At 64.3% G+C, this 21,142-nt stretch carries 18 protein-coding genes and 2 pseudogenes; 4 read left to right on the forward strand and 16 right to left on the reverse strand.

The window, feature by feature from the left end; all coding sequences use genetic code 11:
• Positions 1-15: 15 nt before the first annotated feature.
• The 5 genes from AC1REK_RS00915 to AC1REK_RS00935 all read right to left on the reverse strand — a co-directional run bounded on the left by AC1REK_RS00915 (position 16) and on the right by AC1REK_RS00935 (position 5,358).
• Positions 16-1,137, reverse strand: coding sequence for an amino acid ABC transporter permease (locus tag AC1REK_RS00915; protein WP_492267524.1), 1,122 nt, complete (start codon positions 1,135-1,137; stop codon positions 16-18).
• Positions 1,134-2,312: an amino acid ABC transporter permease gene (locus tag AC1REK_RS00920; protein WP_492267523.1), complete on the reverse strand. Its 1,179-nt coding sequence runs from the start codon at positions 2,310-2,312 to the stop codon at positions 1,134-1,136. Before AC1REK_RS00920 ends, AC1REK_RS00915 begins: the two co-directional genes overlap by 4 nt.
• A gap of 69 nt (positions 2,313-2,381) precedes the next feature.
• The gene (locus AC1REK_RS00925; RefSeq protein ID WP_492267522.1) at positions 2,382-3,419 is read right to left on the reverse strand and encodes an amino acid ABC transporter substrate-binding protein; all 1,038 of its coding nucleotides are present in this window, start codon (positions 3,417-3,419) and stop codon (positions 2,382-2,384) included.
• Between the two features lie 265 nt (positions 3,420-3,684).
• Positions 3,685-4,488, reverse strand: a complete 804-nt coding sequence (gene hpaH / locus AC1REK_RS00930; RefSeq protein ID WP_492267521.1) for a 2-oxo-hept-4-ene-1,7-dioate hydratase — start codon at positions 4,486-4,488, stop codon at positions 3,685-3,687.
• Between the two features lie 3 nt (positions 4,489-4,491).
• Positions 4,492-5,358 (reverse strand): fumarylacetoacetate hydrolase family protein, encoded by an 867-nt coding sequence (locus tag AC1REK_RS00935; protein ID WP_492267520.1) that lies wholly within the window; start codon positions 5,356-5,358, stop codon positions 4,492-4,494.
• A 754-nt stretch (positions 5,359-6,112) separates the two neighbouring features.
• Between AC1REK_RS00935 and AC1REK_RS00940 the strand changes: the two are divergent.
• A pseudogene (locus tag AC1REK_RS00940) lies at positions 6,113-6,525 on the forward strand (tyrosine-type recombinase/integrase).
• A gap of 167 nt (positions 6,526-6,692) precedes the next feature.
• Here the strand turns inward: AC1REK_RS00940 and AC1REK_RS00945 are convergent.
• Positions 6,693-7,523, reverse strand: coding sequence for an alpha/beta fold hydrolase (locus AC1REK_RS00945; protein ID WP_492267519.1), 831 nt, complete (start codon positions 7,521-7,523; stop codon positions 6,693-6,695).
• Positions 7,524-7,947: 424 nt separating this feature from the next.
• Between AC1REK_RS00945 and AC1REK_RS00950 the strand changes: the two genes are divergently transcribed.
• A complete protein-coding gene (locus AC1REK_RS00950; protein ID WP_492267518.1) occupies positions 7,948-8,697 on the forward strand; it encodes an SDR family NAD(P)-dependent oxidoreductase in 750 nt (249 codons plus the stop codon).
• Between the two features lie 108 nt (positions 8,698-8,805).
• Here the strand turns inward: AC1REK_RS00950 and AC1REK_RS00955 are convergent, their stop codons facing one another.
• The 9 genes and pseudogenes from AC1REK_RS00955 to AC1REK_RS00995 all read right to left on the reverse strand — a co-directional run bounded on the left by AC1REK_RS00955 (position 8,806) and on the right by AC1REK_RS00995 (position 16,962).
• Complete coding sequence (locus AC1REK_RS00955; protein ID WP_492267517.1) at positions 8,806-9,546, reverse strand: response regulator transcription factor; 741 nt, start codon at positions 9,544-9,546, stop codon at positions 8,806-8,808.
• An 87-nt stretch (positions 9,547-9,633) separates the two neighbouring features.
• Entirely contained in the window at positions 9,634-9,996 is a 363-nt protein-coding gene (locus AC1REK_RS00960; RefSeq protein ID WP_492267516.1) for a response regulator, read from the reverse strand.
• Positions 9,997-9,998: 2 nt separating this feature from the next.
• Entirely contained in the window at positions 9,999-10,640 is a 642-nt protein-coding gene (locus tag AC1REK_RS00965; protein ID WP_492267515.1) for a response regulator transcription factor, read from the reverse strand.
• On the reverse strand, positions 10,630-12,576 hold the full coding sequence (locus AC1REK_RS00970) for a PAS domain-containing protein (protein WP_492273781.1): 1,947 nt from the start codon (positions 12,574-12,576) through the stop codon (positions 10,630-10,632). The genes AC1REK_RS00965 and AC1REK_RS00970 overlap by 11 nt, the downstream gene beginning before the upstream one ends.
• Positions 12,550-13,551 (reverse strand): annotated as a pseudogene (locus AC1REK_RS00975) (PAS domain-containing protein); the annotation flags it as partial. The gene AC1REK_RS00970 and the pseudogene AC1REK_RS00975, both read right to left, overlap by 27 nt.
• A gap of 171 nt (positions 13,552-13,722) precedes the next feature.
• Positions 13,723-14,670, reverse strand: coding sequence for a mechanosensitive ion channel family protein (locus tag AC1REK_RS00980; protein WP_327522143.1), 948 nt, complete (start codon positions 14,668-14,670; stop codon positions 13,723-13,725).
• 72 nt (positions 14,671-14,742) lie between these two features.
• A complete protein-coding gene (locus AC1REK_RS00985) occupies positions 14,743-15,168 on the reverse strand; it encodes a cupin domain-containing protein (protein ID WP_327522142.1) in 426 nt (141 codons plus the stop codon).
• A 36-nt stretch (positions 15,169-15,204) separates the two neighbouring features.
• On the reverse strand, positions 15,205-15,957 hold the full coding sequence (locus AC1REK_RS00990) for an SDR family oxidoreductase (RefSeq protein ID WP_492267514.1): 753 nt from the start codon (positions 15,955-15,957) through the stop codon (positions 15,205-15,207).
• Positions 15,958-16,044: 87 nt separating this feature from the next.
• The gene (locus AC1REK_RS00995) at positions 16,045-16,962 is read right to left on the reverse strand and encodes an MBL fold metallo-hydrolase (RefSeq protein ID WP_492267513.1); all 918 of its coding nucleotides are present in this window, start codon (positions 16,960-16,962) and stop codon (positions 16,045-16,047) included.
• A 393-nt stretch (positions 16,963-17,355) separates the two neighbouring features.
• Between AC1REK_RS00995 and AC1REK_RS01000 the strand changes: the two genes are divergently transcribed.
• Positions 17,356-18,264 carry an MBL fold metallo-hydrolase gene (locus AC1REK_RS01000; protein ID WP_492267512.1) on the forward strand — a complete coding sequence of 303 codons (909 nt, stop codon included), beginning with the start codon at positions 17,356-17,358 and terminating at the stop codon, positions 18,262-18,264.
• A 329-nt stretch (positions 18,265-18,593) separates the two neighbouring features.
• On the opposite strand, the gene AC1REK_RS01005 is transcribed toward AC1REK_RS01000, so the two are convergent.
• Positions 18,594-19,922 (reverse strand): NAD(P)/FAD-dependent oxidoreductase, encoded by a 1,329-nt coding sequence (locus AC1REK_RS01005; RefSeq protein WP_492267511.1) that lies wholly within the window; start codon positions 19,920-19,922, stop codon positions 18,594-18,596.
• A 326-nt stretch (positions 19,923-20,248) separates the two neighbouring features.
• On the opposite strand from AC1REK_RS01005, the gene AC1REK_RS01010 reads away from it, so the two are divergent.
• Complete coding sequence (locus AC1REK_RS01010; RefSeq protein ID WP_492267510.1) at positions 20,249-21,100, forward strand: VOC family protein; 852 nt, start codon at positions 20,249-20,251, stop codon at positions 21,098-21,100.
• The last annotated feature ends 42 nt before the right edge of the window (positions 21,101-21,142 follow it).

The raw sequence follows: 21,142 nt of genomic DNA on the forward strand, positions 1-21,142 counted from the left end.
TTGACCCGGTTGCGTTCAGGAGCGATCGGCGCGCGCGAAGCCGGCCTCGATGGCACGGCTGTAGCAGGAGAGGCCGAAGCTCATCAGCCAAAAGACCAGCCCGACGATGAAATAGCCCTCGGCCTGGGAACCCGCCCAGAGCGGGTCGGACACGCCGGCGGAGACGATGTTGAGCAGGTCGAACAGGCCGACCACCATCACAAGCGTTGTGTTCTTGAGCAGCGAGATGGTGGTGTTGACGACGCCCGGAACGACCTTGCGGACGGCTTGAGGCAGGATGATGTGAAGCATGGTACGCCAGTAGCCGAAGCCGATCGCCATCGCGGCCTCGTACTGGCCCTTGGGTACCGCCTGCAAACCGCCGCGCACCACCTCGGCCATATAGGCGGCCTCGTAGAAGATGATGCCGCCGACCGCGAGCGCAAGCGGATCCGGCTTCGTGCCCGGTGGCAGAAAGAACGGCAGCATCACGATGGCCATGAACAGCACCGTGAGGAAAGGCACGCCGCGGCAGAGTTCGATGAAGCCGACGCAGAACCAGCGGATCAATGGCAGCTTGCTTTGACGGCCGAGTGCGAAGACCACGCCGAACGGCAGCGAGAAGGTGATGCCGGAAACCGCCAGGATCATGGTTAGCATGAAGCCGCCCCACTGGTCGCTCGGCACCAGAGGCAGCCCCGCAAAGCCGCCGCGCAGCAGCAGGAACGTCGTGATCGGCAGCACCAGCGCAATAAAGGCGATGGCATAGGCCTTGCCCGGGATGCGCGGCACCATCAGCCAGACCAGCCCGACGAGCAGCAGGCTGAAGGCGATGTCGGGCCGCCAGCGTTCGAGCGGCGGATAGAAACCATAGATAAACTGCGGCGCCTTGCTGGCGACGAAGGCCCAGCACGCGCCGCCGCCGGTACAGTCGGCACGGCTCGCGCCGGTCCAGGTAGCGTTGACCAGGGCCCAGGGGAGGATGGCCGAGGCGATGCCGCCGAGGATCGCCAGGACCGCCAGCGACAAAAGCGCGTCGCGCCTGGTTCCGAACATGCGGCCGCGCAAGCCGCCGAGCAGCCGGGCCAGTGGATTGGAGGCGCCCAGGGGGGAAGGCCGGGCTCTGCCGGTCTCGGGAAGAGCGGCTGCTTGGGTCACCGTTCGACAATCCTGGTCATGCGGTTGAACAGGTTGATCAGCGCGCCGATGAGAAGGCTGATGGCGAGATATACGCCCATCGTCATGGCGACGATCTCGATGGCGCGGCCGGTCTGGTTGATGCTGATGCCGGTGAAGACGCCGACAAGGTCGGGATAGCCGATCGCGACAGCCAGCGACGAGCCTTTCAGGATGTTGAGGTATTGATTGGACAGGGGCGGCAGTAGCACGCGCACCGCCTGCGGGATCACGATGAAGCGCAGCGTCTGCCACCAGCCGAAGCCGATTGCAGCAGAGGCTTCGCGCTGTCCCTTGTTGACGGATTCGATGCTGGCGCGGACGAGTTCGCCGATGAAGGCGGCGTTGTAGATCGCCATGGCCAGGACCAGCGCCACGACTTCCGGCACGATGACCCAGCCGCCGACGAAGTTGAAGCCGCGCAGATGGGGCACCGAAAAGGAAACCTGCGCGCCCGAGAGGACGATCGCGAGTGCGGGCAGGGCAACCAGCACGGCGAATGCGGGAAGCCACGCATTGACCGTTCGGCCGGTCCGTTCCGCATAGCTCGTCAGGCTGCGGAGGAGGACGAGGGCGAGGATGAGCGCGAGCAGGATTGACAGAGCAAGCAGGCCGGGGCGGTCTGTCGTCAGACTAGGTATGTAGATGCCGCGATTGGACAGATAGGCAGCGTCGCCGAGCGAATGGGCGGCGCGCGGTGGCGGCAGTGCCCGCAGGGCGACATTGTACCAGATCAGGATATGCAGCAGCTGCGGCAGGTTCCGGACGACCTCGACATAGATCCGCGCCGCACGGGACACGGTCCAGTTGCTCGAAAGCTGGGCGATGCCGATGGCAAAGCCGAGCACGGTCGAGGCCGCTATGGCCAGCACCGTGACCAGCAGGGTGTTGGTGATGCCAATCAGGAAGACGCGCCAATAATTGTCGCTGGCAGTATAGGGAATGAGGTGGAAGGCGATCTCGAAGCCCGCCTCCTGCCAGAGGAAGTCGAAGCCGAGCTTGAGGCCGCGGGCGGCCAGGTTGGCGTAGAGATTGCCGATCGCGACATAGGCGATCAAAGCAATACCCGCGACGAGCAGGCCCTGGTAGAGCCAGCCCAGGATGCGTCGGCGCCCCAACGGGCTACGCTGCGGATGATCGGGTACTGAGATCGTCATCTTGGACGTAGGGCTGCTCGGCGGGGCTGGGAGGCCGGCGTCAGCACCGGCCTCGGCTGCGTGTTCGGCTCAGCGGATCAGCGGGGCGGACATCAGCCCCTTATTGTTCCAGAGGTTGTTCAGGCCGCGCTCAAGCTTGATCGGGCTCTTGTCGCCGACATTGCGCGCAAACATCTCGCCGTAGTTGCCCACGGCCTTGATCGTGTTGAAGGCCCAGTCATTGTCGATGCCGAGCTTGACGCCGAAATCGCCGGTGACGCCGAGCAGACGCTGCACCTCGGGCGAGGTCGAACTCTTCTTCATCTCGTCGACATTGGCCTGAGTAATGCCCAGTTCCTCGGCGGCGATGAGCGCATTCAGCGTCCAGGCCACGATATCGCGGAAGCGGGAATCGTCCTTGCGCACGACGGGGCCGATTGGCTCCATCGAGATCAACTCGGGCAGCACGACCCAGTCGTTGGCGCTGCCGAGCTTCGAAACGGCGCCGGCCAGCGCGCTGAGCACGTTCGCGTAGACGTCGCAACGCCCGGCTTCCAGGTTCTTTTCGTTCTGCTCGCGGGTATTGGCCGTGACAGGCGTGAACTTGAGGCCGTTCTTGCGGAAGTAGTCGGCTAGGTTGAGCTCATAGTTGGAGCCGCCCGAGACGCAAATCGAGGCGCCGTCGAGCTCCTTGGCGCTCTTCACGCCGAGCGACTTCTTTGCGAGGAATCCCTGGCTGTCGTAGAGGTAGACGCCGGCCCATTCGACGTTCAGCTCGATGTCGCGGATGAAGGTGTGCGTGGCGGTGCGAGCCAGCAGGTCGATGCCGCCGGACTGCAGTGTCGTGAAGGCGGTCTTGATCTCTAGCGGGACGAACTTGACCTTCTGGGGATCGCCAAGGACGCCGGCGGCGACGGCGCGGCAGAAATCAACCTCGAAGCCGGTCCATTTGGCGGCGCCGTCGAGCGTGCTCATGCCGGTCTGAACGCCGGTCGAGACGCCGCAATTGAGGACCCCGCGTGCCTTCACGGCCTTCTGCGTGGCGCCGCTCTCGGCGGTGGCGGCAGTAGAGCCGGCCAGCAGGCACCCGGCGACGAGGACCCATTTGTTGCAGATATTACCGAGCATTCATTCCTCCCAGCGGCTTGAACGGACGTGGGGCAGCTGCGCCCCGCATGACGGAGATGTTTGATGACATATAACACGTTAAATATCAAATTAATTAGCGCGTTAATCATCTCGGCGCGGTTGCGGAGGGACTCCCGTGCCGGACATGCCGGCGGAGGAGGGGAGGAGGCTGCCAGCGCTATGCCGCCCTGGCGTTTGCGCGATAGACCGCGGCGCCATTCAACGACGTCGCGTGACTTGGCCAGCAGTCAGATCGCTCCTGATCTCACTCGAAGAAGCAGCTTACGGTTCCCAATGGGCCGTAATCGGCGACAATGGTGTCGCCATGACGTACCTCGATCGGCCGGATGAAGGAGCCGCCGAGCACTACCTGGCCGGCCTCGATCTCATCGCCATAGGCCGCGAGCCGGTTCGCCAGCCATGCGACACCGCGCGCCGGCTGGTTCAGGACGCCGGCTCCTAGGCCCGTCTCTTCGACCACGCCGTTGCGGCTGACGATGGCGCCGATCCAGCGCAGATCGACCTGATCGGGCCGCATTGCGCGCCCCCCCATCACGATGCCGGCATTCGCGGCATTGTCCGCGATGGTATCGACGATGGTGCGCGCCCGCTTTGTCTCGGGATCGACGCGCAGGATGCGTGTATCCAGGATTTCGAGCGCCGGCGTGATGTAGTCGGTCGCGTTCAGCACATCCGAGACCGTGACGTTCGGCCCCTTCAGCGGGGCCTTCATGACGAAGGCGATCTCGGCCTCGACGCGGGGCTGGATAAAGCGTTCCTTGGGCACGGTGCTGCCTTCTTCGAAGCTCATGTCGTCGAGCAGCACGCCGGAATCGGGGGTGTCGATGTTCAGCGCGTACTGCATAGCCTTGGAGGTCAGGCCGATCTTCCAGCCGATTACCTTGCGGCCGGCCGCGCGCTTGCGCTTCACCAAGGCATGCTGGATGGCGTAGGCGTCGTCCGTCGAGATTCCGGGAAAGCGCAGCGACATCAATCCCGTCTGCCGGCGGGTCTGCTCGGCCTCGTCGAGGCTCAGCGCGGCGGCTTCGATCTGGTCAGGCGTCAGCATCGGTCAGGCCTCGTCGGAGATGGTGTTGCGGAGCAGGCCGATGCCGTCGGCCTCGACTTCGACGACGTCGCCCGGCTTCAGCCACACCGGCGGGTCGAAGCGCGCCCCTGCGCCCGTCGGCGTGCCGGTGATCAGGATGTCGCCGGGAACAAGGGTGGTGAAGGTCGAGACGTAGTTGATGATCTTCCGGAAGGAGAAGATCATCCGGCTGGTCCGGTCGCTCTGCCGAACCTCGCCGTTGACGCGGGTCGTCAGCGCGATATCTGCGATCTGCGCCTCGTCGGTATAGGGCACGAGCCAGGGGCCGATGGCGCCGGAGGCGTCGAAATTCTTGCCTTGGGTGACGTTGAACTTGGCGTGGCGCATCCAGTCGCGGATCGACCCCTCATTGGCCAGTGTCAGGGCCGCGATATGGTCGAGCGCCTCGCGCTCGGCGATCCGGCGCCCGGCCTTGCCGATGACGATGGCGATCTCGCCCTCATAATCGAGTTGCTCGCTCTCCGGCGGGCGGATGAGCGGGTGTCCATGGCCGACGAAGGAGCGCGCGAAGCGCGGAAACAAGGACGGATTCGCCGGAGCCTCCTTGCCGTCCTTGTATTCCGCGTTGCGGTCCGGGAAATTCACGCCGACGCAGATGATTTTCTCGGGAACGAGCGAGGGAATCGTGAACCGGATCTCCTCCAGCGACAGATCCGGTGACAGGCGAGCAGCATTTTCCTGGAGAGCCGCGAACGCATGCTCGTCCACAACCTGCTGCAGGGTCGGCCACCGGGCTTCGTGCCGAGCAGAGAGGTCGACGATTCCGCCATCGGTTGCCAGGCCATATCCCGCCCGCTCGGCGTGGATGAAACTTACGAACTTCGCGACCAAGAGAGGCGTCCTCACGAACAGGAATGGAGACGATGAGCGCTGGGGAGTTTCCCTTCAGGGAGACGCCTTCCGGCCGGAGAGCCGAAGCGCGATTGCCATCTAATTATCATGTTAAATATATCAGCCGCTGGGATGTCAACCCGTCGGGAGCGTCTCTCGTTATCGCGCAAAGCGCGTGGTGCGACAGTTGGGGAAATTGTGGACGCCTATAGCGACGTCGCCATCGACAAGATCGTACCGCAGGCTTGCGCGGAAGGAGCCAGCCCGGTGACGATGCTGATCACGAAGAACTGCACGCCGAGCGCGGGGCGGAAGCCGCTTTTCACCCTGCGCCTGAGGCTTTCCGCGAAACCGGTCCGGGCGAGAGGCACAATGCGAGGGCGGGCCCGAAGGCGTAGGAGAACAGTGCAAGCAAGATCGAGCCCAGTCGGTAGCAGAATCGCCGTGGCCGACGCCCGCACGGAGCGCCCCCGGTCTTGAACGGGATTGATCTGCTAGCGTCCCAATGCGCGCGAGAAGCCGGCCAGCGTCACGCCGCTGCCCCGCTTGAAGAAGCGGTTGAGGCGGCTTTGGTCAGCGAAGCCCAGCTCTGCCGCCACCTGCGCAGGAGTAACGCCATTCCGCAGGAACCGACGCACACTAGCTCGCCCCATCTGCATCGCCACGCCATCAGCGGCAGGCAAAGGCCCGGCTGAAGCTGCGAACCAGGTGCTCGGTGGAGATCTCGGCTTGACGCAGCGTCTGAGGCCGCCCGATCGACAGTAAGCTACGTGGCTGTGATCTCGTCCGGCTTCGTGTGGGTGATGTCGTGCTCGGCGGAACCGTGATGCTGAGGACATCGATCATCCAGCAGAAGACCGGCCGGCCGGTGCCATTCGAGCTTACCGACCCGACCCGGAGGCGCTGACAGCCTGGCCCAGGAGACGACCAGGGGCATTTGGCGACTGGCTCTTCCCGAGCCGCAGCCAACTTGGCGATCACGTGACGACCCGGAAATGCGGCCGCTTGCTTGACGGCAAGGTCGCCCGGATCGGCCTGGATCCGGCTCTCTATGGGGCGCATAGCCTGAGGAGGACGAAAGTTGCCTTGATCTACAAGCGCACCGGCAACCTTCGTGCCTGTCGGCTGCTACTGGGCTACTCCAAGCTTGAAAGCACCGTTCGTTAGCTCGGAATCGAAGTTGATGATGCTCTGCTTCTGTCCGAGCAGACGGATCTATGAGCTTTCCGGTCTAGCAAAAGAAGCCGTGCCGCTTGCATTTGCTCCGGAACTCAATGGTGGCCCTGCGGTGAACATGGACGAGGCGGCTTTGATTGCCTCCTCGTCCTCGCGGGTCAGCTTCGGACGAAAGTGAGGATGTCCCTGTTCACGACATCCGCGTGGGTCGTCGCCATGCCGTGCGGTAGCTTGTTGTAGATGTTCAGCGTCGCGCGCTTGAGCAGCTTGGCGGTGAGCGGGGCGCTGTCGCCGATCGGGACGACCTGATCGTCATCGCCATGCATCACCAGCGTCGGGGCCTCGATCACCTTGAGATCGTCGGTGAAATCGGTCTCCGAAAAGGCCTTGATGCCATCGTGATGGGCCTTGGCTGCGCCCATCATGCCCTGGCGCCACCAGTTCTGGATGAGGCTCGGATCCGCTTCGACCCCCGGCCGGTTGAAGCCATAGAACGGTCCCGCCGCGAGATCGGTGTAGAACCTGCTGCGATTGGCGGCGAGGCTCTTGCGAAACCCGTCGAAGACCTCGATCGGCAGGCCGCCGGGGTTGCGGTCGGTCTTGACCATGATCGGCGGCACCGCGCCGATCAGGACGAGCTTTGCCGTGCGCTTTTTGCCGTGACGGGCGACGTAGCGCGTGGCCTCGCCGCCACCGGTCGAATGGCCGATATGAACGGCATTGCGCAGGTCGAGATGCTCGACCACAGCCGCAACGTCGGCAGCGTAATGCTCCATGTCGTGACCGTCGGAGACCTGGCTGGAACGGCCATGCCCCCGCCGGTCATGCGCGACGACCCGGAAGCCCTGCGCCAGGAAAAACAGCATCTGCGCGTCCCAATCATCCGAGCTGAGCGGCCAGCCATGGTGAAAGACGAGCGGTTGAGCCGATTTCGGGCCCCAATCCTTGTAGAAGATCTCGACGCCATCACGGGTCGTCACATAGTTCATGCGTTGGCTCCTTCTGCTGTTCTGAGAGGAAACGGTGTCAGGTTGTGCGAAAGACGAGAGCGGAAGCGTGCCGGCCGCCGCCACGCAGGCGCCGCCGCAAAGGAGGCCGCGCCGGCTGCAATCGGTCGGGCTGGATGATCTATCGTTCGGCATTGGCGCCTCCGAGGCGCGGCTATGGGCTGCGATCGACGTCTCCGGACGATGCCCGGCTGAGCATCTCGGGAAGAGCCGGCTTTGAGGCCGCTACGAATATTTTGAGAGTCTTGCGGCTTATCGAAGCTAGCCGATCTTGGGCCAAGCAGATTTTCAATCAATAAGCTCGATGTTGGTCTATTCTATGCTGATGTATAGGTCGTATCGACTTTTGAATATTTGATTTCAGCCGGGCGCGTCCCGATCTCGGATCTTCCACATGGAGGTCCGCATGAACAAATTATCCAACAAGGTCGCTGTGATCACCGGCGGCAATAGTGGCATCGGCTTCGCCACGGCGCGTGCCTTCGTCGCGGAAGGCGCGAATGTCCTGATCGTCGGACGCCGCCAAGAAGCGGTCGATCAAGCCGTGGAGACCCTTGGGCAAAGGGCGATCGGCCTTGCCGGCGACGTCACCGATCTAGCCACACATGAACGCGTTGCCGCCTTCGTGGCTGAACGGTTCGGCAAGGCCGATATCTACATGGCGAATGCCGGCGGTATCCGGATCCAGCCGAGCCTGGCGGTGACGCCGCAGGATTACGACGCGCAGTTCCTCGCCAATGCGCGCGGCACCTTCTTCGGCGTGCAGAGGATCGCTCCGGTGCTGCGTGATGGCGGCGCCATCCTGCTGACCAGCTCGATCGCCAGCCGCAAGGTACTGGACGGCCACGCCGTCTATGCCGGCAGCAAGGCTGCAATCGAGGCGTTCGCCCGCAACTGGGCATTGGAATTCAAGGATCGACGTATCCGCGTCAACGTGCTCAGTCCCGGTCCGACTGCGACGCCGATCATCGGAAAGCTCGGCATCCCGGCCGAAGCGCTGTCGCAGGTCGAGGACATGGCCGCCCAGGCGATCCCGTTTGGCCGGATGGGTGAGGCCGACGAACTCGCCCAAGCCGCGCTTTTCCTCTGCTCGGCGCAGAGCGAGTTCGTGACGGGCGTCAATCTCACCGTCGACGGCGGCATGGCGCTGACCTGACCGCAAGGGTAGCGCGAGTTTTTGCGCATTGGCGCGGTGACTGGACCGCCGCGCCTGAAGCATATCTCCGGCTTCTCTCGAACCCCGGGGCATGCTCCATCCTGTTGTTCATCCCGCCACGTCGCCGCGACCAATTCCGGTTTCGCCTAAAGCCCCTATGCCGCCTTGTCTCGCGCGCACTCCGATCGGCAGGGCTTCCCAGGCCCGGATGAGCTCGCCGATCGAGGCGACCTCCATCTTCCGCATCAGATTGCCTCTGTGCAGCTTGACCGTGACCTCGCTGATGCCGAGGTCGAAGGCGATCTGCTTGTTGAGACGCCCCCGCGTCACCTCATGCATGATTTCGCGCTCCCGCGGCGTCAGCGTCTGCACGCGCTCGACATAGCTCTTGATCCTGGCGGCTTCCGCACGTCGTGCCGCATCCAGTCCGATCGCGGCGTTGACCGCGTCCAGCAGGGTCTGATCGCGGACCGGCTTCGTCAGGAAGTCTACCGCGCCGGCTTTCATAGCCTGAACGGTCATAGGGATGTCGCCATGCCCGGTCAGGAAAATGATCGGCTTCGGATTTCCGCTCGTCGTCAGGTGACGCTGGAGGTCGAGCCCGCTCGAGCCGGGCATACGGACGTCCAGGATCAGGCACCCCGGCTGATCGAGGGCGCTGGTCTCGAACAGGGTCTTGGTCGAGCTGAACGAAATCGCCTCGAAGCCGGCCGACAGCATCAATTCGCACAGCGCCTCGCGAACCGAAGCGTCGTCATCGACGATGATGACGAGGGGATGCTTTGCCTCGGCTTGGCGTTGTGCCGGCAGGGACCTCGACCTTGGCGAGAGTGAGCGATCAATGATCATGTTCACCTTCCACATTTCTCAGGAGCATTTTCCGCATCTTGTCGCTCTTGTTCACGCGAACTGGCGTCCGTTTCGCTCGAAAACGCGCTACCGACGCAGGGCACGCGCGATCGCCGCGAGGAGCGCCTGACCGTCGAAGGGCTTGCAGAAGAAGCTCTCCACGGCACGGGCCCTGATCTGATCGGCGATCTCATGGCGCCCGGTGATCAGAAAGACCGGTAGCTCCGGACGCTCCCTGTTCATGAGGTCGCGCAGCTCGAAGCCGTTCAGGCCCGGCATGCCGATATCGGTGATGAGAAGGTCGAAGCCGGAGAGGCCGGCCTGGGTCAAGGCTGCCGCCGATGAAAAGCTACGAACGGCATAGCCGGCGGATTCGAGCAGGTCTTCAAGCGACTCGAGCAATCTCGGATCGTCATCGACGACAGCTATGATGTATTTGTGCGTGAGCAAGCCTAGATTCCTCCCATCCGGCGCGAATGCTGGATCGGGATTGCCAACCGCTCCGCAATTCGCACCAGGTCGGCGAGCGATGACGCCGCCATTTTTTGCATGACGTTTCTTCTGTGGATCTGCAGGGTGACTTCGCTGATGCCGAGCTCGGCCGCGGCCTGCTTGTTGAGCAGCCCGCTCACCACCAGAGGCAGGACTTCACGCTCGCGCGGAGACAGCTCCTGATAACGCTGCCGCAGCAGTGCGACCTCGGCGCGTTTCGCCCTGGTCTCCCGGTCCTGCGCGATCGCCGAACCGATCGCCGCCATAAGTGCGGTATCGCTGAATGGCTTGGTCAGGAAGTCGACGGCGCCATGCTTGATGGCGCGTACCGATGAGGGAATGTCGCCATGGCCGGTGATGAACACGATTGGCGGATGGTCCTCCCGCGCGATCTGCTGTTGCAGTTCGAGCCCGTTGATATCGGGGAGCTCGACATCGAGGATGAGACAGGCCGGAAGATCGGGCTTGTCGGCGCCGATATAGTCGCCGGCGGATTGGAACAGCGCTGACCGGACCCCGTTGGCCTCAAGCAATTCGCCCAGCGCCTCGCGCAGAGCCTCGTCATCGTCGACGATGAACACGATGGTGTCGTCAACGATCATGGTCCGCTTTCGCTTCGGCGGGGAGTGTGAAGATGAAAGCCGCCCCGCTGGGCTGATTGTCCTCGGCCCAGAGACGCCCGCCATGGGATTCGATGATGGTGCGCGATATCGCGAGCCCCATGCCCATGCCGTTGGATTTGGTCGAAAAGAACGGCTCGAAGACCTTCTCTGGGGCGCTGATACCGGCGCCCGTATCGCGGACTTCGGTCCGGATGAGATCGCCTGCGCGCATCGACCGGATATGAAGCGCCCCGCGCTGTGTCGGCTCCATCGCCTCAAGGCCGTTGCGGATCAGATTGACCAGGACCTGCTGGATCTGGATGCGGTCCAGAGCCAGCGGCGGCAGCCCCGGCTCGACATCGACCTCGATGCGAATCCGCCGCCGGGTCGCCTCTTCCAGCATCAGGTCCCTGGCCTCGTGGAGGATGGTGTCGAGCTGCCAGAGGCTCCGCGCCTCGACGGTTTGCCTGAACAGGGCGCGGACCCTGCCGACCACGTCGGCGGCGGAATTCGCGTCCCGGATGATGCGCTCGACGGTCTTCTGCGCCCGCTCCAGATTGGGCGGGTCCGAGGTGAGCCAGCGTTGGCATGCATGGGAGTTCGCGACGACCGCGGCGAGCGGCTGGTTGACCTCATGGGCGATCGAGGCGGAGAGCTCTGCCAGGCTCGCGGCCTGTGCCGCGCGCGCGAGCCGCTCCTGCGTCAATGTCAGCGCTTCCTGCGCCCGCACCTGATCTTCGATCTCGAAGCAGATGCCGTTCCATTGGACGATCTCACCTTCGGCATTCCGCATCGCAGCGGTTCGCGTCTCGACCCAGCGGTAGTCTCCGTCGGCCCGCCTGAGGCGATGCTTCATCGCATAGGGGGTGCCCGTCGCCAGAGAATGCGCATACCGCTCTTTGACGTCGGGGAGATCGTCGGGATGGATGATCGCGTCGAGGGTGCCGGTCAGGCGAGTCTTGCCTTCCTCATCCTTGTCGCCGAGCCCGAAGCCGAGAAATTCCCGCAGCTTCTCGCTGCGATAGATCGGCTCTCCGTTCGGCGCGGCGCAGTAGATGAGGGCGGGCAGCGTCTCGACCAGCTGGCGCAGCGAACGCTCGCTTTCCCGGAGAGCCTCCTCCACCCGCAATTGATCATCAACGTCGTGGGACAGGCCGTGCCACTGGATGATGCTGCCATCTTCGTCCAGGAGCGGCTCCGCGCGCCCATCCATCCAGCGATAGACGCCATCGTGGCGGCGCAAGCGATAGCGCATGGCGAAAGGCCGGCCGCTGCTCAGACAATCCTTGAGACCGGCCCACACGCGAGCGGCGTCGTCTGGATGAACCGCGGCCTTCAGCGCCGCCGCATATTGCTCCGTCTGGGGCTGCTCGAGGCTACCTTCGTCAAGGCCCAGGAAATCGATGAAGCGGCGGTTGAAGAAGTTCGGCGCCCCGTCTGGAGTCAGCCGCCAAAGGAAGCTCGGCACCAGATCGACGAGCCGCGTCAATTCCTGCTTGCGCAGATGCAGCTCCGTCTGCGTGGTGATCAGGTCGTGGATATCGACGGATACGCCGTACCACCGGATGATCTGGCCCGCCTCATCACGCAGGGCTTCTGCTCGCGTTTCGGTCCAGCGATAGGTGCCGTCGGCGCGGTGCTGAAGGTATTTGATCGCGTACGGCGCTCCCGTCGCGACGGATCGGGCGAATGTCCGCTCCGCCATCTCCAGAAAATCGGGGTGGATCATCCTCTTGAGCGTGAGGGACCCATCAGGAGCCGTAACGGTCTCGGTCGTGGCGCCCGTCACTTCCATCATCCGCCTATTGAGATAGACGGGGTGGCCTATCCCCGTCATGCTCCAGATCATGGCCGGGACCGTGTCGATCAGCTGCTCCAGATGCTGCTCTCTGGCCCGTAGGGCGGCTTCGGTCTTCTTGTAGACATCGATATCGATCGAGGTGCCGAACCAGCCCGTGATGTGGCCATCGTCATCCCGCGTCGGCCGCGCCGAGATACGGTGCCAGACATACTGGCCCGTCGCGCGCAGCATTCGATATTCGATGTTCCACGGCTCGCCCGTCCTGAGGCAATGGCGCAAGGTCGAGGCAGCCCTGTCGACATCGTCGGGATGGACCCCGCGCATCCAGCCAGCTTCGCCGCCGTCGATGAATTCGCGTTCGCCAAGGCGGCGATTGAGGTCCTCCAGGGCCATGTCGATCGCGACCTGGGCAGCCGGCGTGACATAGGTGAACTTGCCCATCGCATCGAAGGCCCAAGCCTTGCCGTGCAGGCTCTCGATCACCTTGGCCGCCTTGACCGCCTCCACGGTCGCTCCGAGGGATTCCGCGACGGTCCAGCGATCATCCGGTCGGGAGATCATGGCGTCGACGTCGACGCTCACGCCATAGCCAGGCTCGGCGCGCAACTCCGTCCAGTGGTAGCTGCCATCCGGCTGGCGCAGCCGATAGCCCGTCACCTGCGGCACGCCCGTCCAGAATGCGTAGGCCGCCGCATGCGCGATCGCGGCCCGATCATCGGGGTGGATCGCGCCGTGCGCCGGAACGGGCCCGAACCCCTCCGGCTGCCCCGGTCCTGGTCGCCGCGGCACAGCGGAATGGTTGCCGCGACGAAGTGGGTCGGGGACGAGCAGCAGGCCGATACAAGCGGCAACCGCGGCAATCGCCCCGAGCGAAAGCGCGAACTCCCTTATGGTGCCCGGATAAAGCAGAGCGGCCAAGGCCGACGCGGTGAAGGCGATCAGCAGTCCGAGCCAGAGCGTCAGGAGCCAATAGCCCCGAGCATAGAGAAACAATGCGCCAAGCGGAGCCAGGATGCCGAAGAGTGCCCCTGTCGACCAGCACGCTGCGAGGCCGACAGCCAGCGTGACGATCATCAACACCGGCGGCGTTCGACGAAGCGCTGCTACCATGATCGGCTGTCCCTGTCGGAGACGGAATGCCTGGAAACCGTCACAGCTTCGTCTAGCACCAGTCCTCTCAGGCGTGACTGGCCAACTCACCTGAAACTAGCGCCGGGACGACGCGCCCGCACTTATGGAAATCCATGACTGGCCGGGAAATCGAGTCGGGAAGAGAGGAGCCTAGGCGGGCTCGGCCAGCGAAAGGCCGCCTGCTTCGCAGCGATCATGGATGAGGTCGATGATCTCGTTCCTGGCGGAGGTGCCTGTGGCGAGGCTCGCGACGCGAAACTGCAGTTCCACCTCGATGGCCTTCGCGTCGATGCCCTTCAGGGCGACGGCCGGCGGCGGCTCCTTGACGATCCGGTTGCTGGCTTCCAGCACGGATCGCATGGCGTCCTCGACGATGCGCGGCCTTTGCCCGGCAGTAAATCGCACGCCCAACGTGATGAGATGAGACTCGTCGGGGCGGCTCAAGCTGGTCAGGCTCTGCTTGGCCAGCAGGCTGTTCGGCAGCACCACGATGTTGTTCAAGCCGGTCAGCAGGTTGGTGGAGCGCCAATTGGTTTCGGTGACGCGACCCGCGGTGCCGTCGCTCAACTGCACCCAGTCGCCGATGGCATATGCCTTGCCGAGCGTCAGCGCGATGCCGGAAAAGACGTCACCGAGCGTATTCTGCAACGCCAGACCCAGGATGAGCGCGACGACGCCCGAGGTCGTCACCAGCGTGGCGACCGGCAGGCCGAAGACGAAGCCCATCACCGACAGCGCCACTCCGAGATAGATGGCGGCGACGGCCATATCCAGGATCAGATGCGCTTCCCGCGGCTTGCGGTTCAGCCTGACATAGATGTGGATGAAGCCGATGATCGTCCAGGCGAGATGGGTCCACCAGAGAACCCTGGCGGATTTGGAAAGCAGCGCGGTCAGTCCCTCGGCATAGGCATCGTCGGGCTGATGTGGAGCGATGCCGCCCAGGTAGAGCACGAGGCTCATGCCGGCGAAGAACAGGATCTGGACGATCAGGCGACCTGTCGGGCGCTCGCAACCCTGAATGTGCCAGACGACGATGCCGGCAAGTCCCAGGACGTTGATCAGGACAAGCGGGATGGTGTGGTCATCGCCGAACATGGAAGGGAGGCCTCGATCACGATCGCCCGGGCTGAAAAGGAGGTGCGCCGGGCCGAAGCCCGGCTAGCCCAACTACTTCTTGAGCGGAAACGTCAGCTCCTGCTGGGCGGTATCGACGACGAAGACGGCCAGCAGCTTTGCCGGCAGCGTCTTGCTGGCGTTCTCGCTGACGCCGTGGCGGTCGCCCGGCAGTTCCGAGAAGCTTTCGCCGGCCTTGTAGACCGTGGCGGGCCCGTCATTGACCTGGCTGCGGATCGCCCCTTCGAGCACGGTCGCATAGATGAAGGCCGATGTCGGGTGCGTGTGGCCCTCCGAGAAACCGCCCGGAGCGTATTCGACGAGAACGCCCCTCATGCTCTTGCCGGGTACGTTCGGCAGCTCGTGGTCGTAGACCAATGTGACCTTCGCGCCCTCGCCGCCGCCTGACGTGTCATGCGCCATAGCCGAGGCCGACAGGAGAGCCGTCAACGCCACGGCACACGCCAATGATTTGGCCATGTCGATCGTCCTTTCGTGCTTGAGATGGATGTGCCGTTACTTCCGGGGAGCCGCCGCGAACCAGCGATCGAAATCGATGCGGCCGATACGGGGATTGTTGTCGGAGACGAGCGAGCCGGCCTCCAGCCTGGTCCCGAAATACGGAGCGTTCGGATCGGGGACGACGATACGCGAATCCCCGATCGCCTTGAGGTAGCGTGCGACGAAATCGCAGAGGCGCGCGCGTTCGGGGCCGGCGATTTCGATGATGCCATCGGCAGGCGCCGCCAGCGCCGCTTCCGTCACGAAATCGGCGACATCGTCGGACGCGATCGGCTGCAGGTTGCCCGTCGACAGACGGGTGGTCCCGCCGACCGTTCCTGCCTGGGCGATGCCGTCGAGGAACTCCATGAACTGCGTCGACCGCAGGATCGTATAGGGGATGCCGGCCGCGCGGATGATGGCTTCCTGCGCCATCTTGGCACGAAGATAGCCGCTCTCCGGCAGCCGATCGGTGCCGACGATGGAAAGCGCGATATGGTGCTTCACACCGGCCTTCTTCTCAGCCGCCATCAGGTTTCGGCCCGAGGTCTCGAAGAATTCGAGCACGGCCTTGTCCTCGAAGGAGGGCGAGTTCGCGAGGTCGATCACGACCTTGGCATCCTTCAGCGCCTCTGCCAGGCCTTCGCCCGTGATCGTGTTGACGCCGGTATTGGGGGCGGCGGCAACGACGTCATGTCCTTTCTGGCGCAGGCGCTCCGCAGTCTTGGAACCGATCAGGCCGGTTCCGCCGATAATCACGATTTTCATCTGATGTCTCCGTTCTCGTAGCATTCGTGCGGCATGCCGTTCACCAATTCGCGGGCGAACGGCGCTGCCGGCGCGAAAGACCAGCTTTCAGTAGTCCCAGAAGGCCGGAACCCAGCGGAAAGCGTCGCCATCGACGGCCACCCGGCCGACGGACGGGAACGGCAGATGGGTTGCCACCAGCTGTTCGCCGGTCGTCGCGAGCTCGGTCAAAAGACGAACCCGGACGCGGGCCGCCTCCTCGGGGTCGTGCTCGAAACCATTGTGCCAGTCAGGGTGGTCGAAACCGACAGTGAAGACGGCGTCGCCGGCGAAGGTCAGCCGATCACCGCCGGATGCCAGGCGGACCACGCTGTGGCCGGGGGTGTGGCCGCCGGTGCGGCGCACGATCACGCCCGGCGCGATCTCATACTCCTCGTCGAACGGCCGCAGATGGCTGCGATATTCCTGGGCGAAGCGTTTCGCAGTGGCCCGCAGTGCATCCGGGAAGCCGTCGGGCATGTTGACCTGGCTGAAGTCCGGCGCTTCCCAGAACTTGACCTCGGCGGCAGCGACATGGATTCGCAGATCCGGACGAAGCTGCTCCTTCACGCCTTCGACCAGCAGCCCGCCGACATGGTCCATGTGCATATGCGTCAGCACGACATCGGTGACCGATGCGAGGTCGATACCGGCGGCCGCAAGTCGCTTGATCAGCTGGCCTGCCTTGGGCAGGTTCAGGTTCGGGTCCAGCCCCAGCCCCGCATCGACCAGAATGGTCCGGTCGCCGCTGCGGACCACGACCACGTTCAGCGACCAGTCGAACGCGTCCTGCGGCAGGAACATCTCGTTCAGCCACGTCGCCCGCTCGGTCGCGGCGACGTTGTGACCCAGCATCTTCGTCGGAAGCGGCAATACGCCATCGCTGATGATCAGCACCTCGATATCGCCGATCTGCACCGCATAGCGCGATGGAACGAGTTCCTCGGGTCCTGTCCTGCTTGGGCGTGAGGCGGTGTCCAGGCTCATGACTGTCTCCTAATGACGCCGCTCTGCTCACGGCACCGGAGACGCTATTGGGAGCCCGTTTTCCGGTCGATTGGATCGAGGAATAGGGCGAGCCATACCAAATCATAGATTCGCACCGCCAAGTTGGTTGCCTGGCCCAGGGCGCGCCGCTCAAACACATCGAAATGGACCGCCGCTGAAAGCAAGAATGCGGGCGGCGCGAGAACGCGCCCATCCAATACTGGGCGCAGAAGAATCCACTCCTATCCATTGGTGTGCATCGACTAGACCGTTGCCTGATTCCGCCGGGCATACGTTCCGAGCCTATTTGCCGACGCCGTTGCCACCAAGGACGTGGCCGATACGGCGCAGTTGCAGGATTGCCAGGAGGCTCCCGTGGGACAGCCACAAACGATGAAGACCTTTAAGACCGACGACAGCCCGGGGCCCGACGACCTCGTTCCCTCGCGCTACGCGGTGCGGGTCGGCGAGATCGACGTACTCGTGATCAGCGACGGCGTCCTGGAACCGCCGGCCGAGTCGATGGCGACCAACGCCGACCCGGCGACCCGGAATGCGTGGCTCGACCGTTCATTCCTCGCGCATGACACATTCGATTGGGCGCTGAACGCTGTCGTGGTGCGCAGCGGGGCTCAGACCATTCTCATCGACAGCGGGATTGGTGGAGAAGTTCCGGACTTCACGCGGGCCGGTTTGTTCGGTCACCGGCTGGCCGCCGCAGGCGTCGATCTGGCTGCCGTGACCGATGTGGTGCTGACGCATATGCACTTCGATCATGTCGGCGGGCTACTCGTCGAAGGGGTGAAGGAGCAGCTGCGTCCGGATCTGCGGATCCATGTCTCGGCCGCGGAAGCCGCGTTCTGGAAAGCACCTGATTTCTCCCGCACGGGCATGCCGCCGGCGCTTGCGGAGATCGCCAGAAATGCGTCGAGGCGCTTCTTGGATACGTACCATGCCGAGTTGCGCACCTTCGAGCAGGAGCAGCACGTTGCGCCGGGCGTGGTCGTCACGCGCACCGGAGGCCACACCCCTGGGCACAGCGTGGTCCGCATCGCATCCGGCAGCGACAAGCTGATGTTCGGTGGCGACGCCATCTTCCCGGTCTCGTTCGACCATCCCGAATGGCATAACGGTTTCGAACACGACCCCGAGGAGGCGACCCGCGTTCGGCTGCGCCTGATGCAGGAACTGGCGACGACCGGCTCCTGGCTCGTGTCCACGCATTTGCCCTTCCCGTCCGTCGGGCGCGTCGCGGCAGAGGGCAAGCTCTTTCGTTGGGTGCCCGCGTGGTGGGACTACTAAGCGGCTGATCGGACGCTGCCAGCCCGGAAGCTGGCAGCGCCAGAGCGCAGGCGATCTCGGCAGAGCCTCGCGAGATGCTGAGATCGCACGCGCCGCGCATCCAGAGGCGGAGCCAGCCAATCGAAGCTCGCGTCGCTAGGGTTTCGACGGCTCCACCGCTCGGTAACGCGGACTTGACGGTTGCGGACCGACGCCAGTCGTCCTGGCTGACGCACGGGATGTCCGCTTCCAGGCAAGGATCGAATGTCTGGTTATGGCGTAACGTGCGCAGCGGAGGAAAAATAACTCCTCAAGTGCTGAGCATTTGCCCCCGACGCAACGCGAAGATCCTAGATCTCCTGCGCATCCAGTTTGCGGTAGAGCGGCAGCGCCAGCGGCGCGATCCGGCGGATCAGGCTCTGGAAGGGCTGTGGCTTCGGCGTCGAGAGCGGCAGGCCCAGCGTCTCCAGTGCCGTCCCCTGTACCGCCTTCGCCAGCTCGCGGCCGAGCGAGATCGACAGCGCGACAGCGCGGCCATTGCAGCCGACCCAGCCGAAGCCGTTCGGCCCGAGCTGGTGGATGCGCGGATAGCCCGGCACCTGCGGCTGCAGCAGATTATCGGGAGTCATCCCGACATAGCCGGACCAGACATAGTCGAACTCGACATCGCCGAGCTGCGGCCAGAGCCGCTTCAGCCGCGCCGCGACCGTCGGGCGCAGATTGGCCCCGCCCGCTCCGGGCAAGATGGCGGCGCCGCCGGTCACCAGGCGGTTGCGCGCGTCCCAGCGGGCGAAATAGAGCTCTCTGTGCGTGTCCGACATCGCCTGCCGGCCCGGAATGACGGTCTTGGCGACGTTGTCGCTGACCGGCTTGGTCGCCATCTGCCAGGACAGGACGGGGATGACCTCATTGGCGATCTCCGGGGCGAGGCCGGGCTCGAACTCGCCGGTATAGGCGTTGGTCGCCAGCACGAGCGCCCGCGCCGTCACCGAGCCCTTCGCCGTCGTCACCACCCAGCGGCCGTTCTGGTGCGTCATGCTCACCGCCGGTGAGCGCGCATGGATCGTCGCGCCGAGCCGGAGCGCGACCTCGGCGAGGCCGCGCGTCAAGGCGAGCGGGTTGATATGGCCGCCGCTGCGGTTCCAGAAACCGCCGAACCAGGCATCCGAGCCCAGCATCTCGGCCGCCGCGGCGCGATCGAGCAATTCGACTGGCGCGCCGATCGCCGACCATTCCCGAGCGCGCTTCTCGGCCAGCTTGAAACGCCCTGGCGAATGCACCGGCTGGATCCAGCCGGCTTGCTCGGCTTCGGCCGGGATCTCGTATTTGCGGATGAGATCGAAGAGATATTGCGCGGCGTCGCGCAGCACGGCGTTGAAGCGCTCGCCGGCCTCGCCGTGCCGGGCGGTCATGGCGGAAGGGTCATGGCCGGCCAAGGTCGGGATGACCTGGCCGTTATTGCGCCCCGAAGCGCCCCAGCCCGGCTCGGCCGCCTCCAGGATGGTGACGCCGACCCCGCTCTCGCGCAGATGGATCGCGGTCGACAGGCCGGTGAATCCGGCGCCGATCACCACGACGTCACTCTCGACCGCGCCTTCGAGCGTCCCGAGTACGGGGCCGGGCTGGGCCGTCGCGGCCCAGAGCGAAGGCGGCCAGGCGACGGAGGAAGTGGCGGTCATCAGCGGCGGCTTTCGGCTGGAAAAAGGATAAGCGCGGCCCGTGGGACCAGTGCGCTCCTATCCTTGCCGCCAGGATCGCCGCCCCGCAAGTAGCCCTTTCCCGACGACTTATCTGCTGGAGAACAATTTTCTACTCAATCGACAATAGGCGACTATTTTCTACCAAAATTTAGCTTCTTGGCCTACGTTCTTGAAAATACTATTCTCCCAGCGCTATGTCTCCCATGCAGCGGGGGTTGCAGGAAACGCCATCCCGGAGCGGTTGCGCCCCTCTCTGCGTTCGGATGAACTCTCCTTCCGTTGGGTTCTGATCATAAGGGTGCGTCATGCCGCTCAAGCATATTCTCGGCCTCGACCATGTCGTGGTGACGGTTCGCGACCTCGACGCCTCGGCCCGGCAATGGCAGCGCCTCGGCTTCACCGTCTCGCCGCGTGGCACGCATTCGCCGATCCTCGGCAGCGGCAACTACACGATCATGTTCGGCGATGACTATGTCGAGCTGCTCGGCATCCTCGCCGAGACCGAGCACAACAAGCCGACCCGCGACTTCCTCAAGGAGCGTGAAGGCGTCGAGCGCGCCGCCTTCACCACGGATGACGCCGCCGCCGGCGCGGCCGAATTGAAGAGCCTCGGCCTCGAGCCGCTCGGCCCGGTCCATTTTGGCCGCCCGGTCGATCTGCCGAATGGCGGCAAGGGCGAGGCCAAATTCAACGTCTTCCGCTGGCCGCTCGACGAGAACCCCGGCAGCCTGCGCATCTTCGCCTGCCAGCACCTGACCCGCGACACCGTCTGGATTCCGGAACTGCAGAGCCATGCCAATGGCGCGAGCCGGATCATCCGCGTCGAGGTGCTCGCCGCCGACCCGAAGGCCGCGGCCGAGCATCTCAGCCGGTTGATCGACGAGCCGGTGAAGCAGCAGGATGATGGCTGGCTGGTGCCCTCCGGCGGCAAGCGCGCGGACTTCCTGTTCTACGATGCCGCTGGCCTCTCGCGGCGCTATCCGGACGCTGTGCGGGTTGGCGCAGGGCCATCTGGTGCCGTGGCGATCGTGCTGGCGAGCACGGATCTCGATGGCGCCGCCAAGGCGCTCGGCCCTGTCGGCGTCCGGCATGGCACGGCGCTCAGCGTTCCCGCCACCTCGGCCAATGGCCTGATCGTGAGCTTCCTGCCGCAATAGCACGGCTTTCCCCATTCCCGAGAATGGCCCCGTCGCATTGAC

The sequence above is a fragment of the Allobosea sp. GW823-FHT02B03 genome (assembly GCF_058797755.1).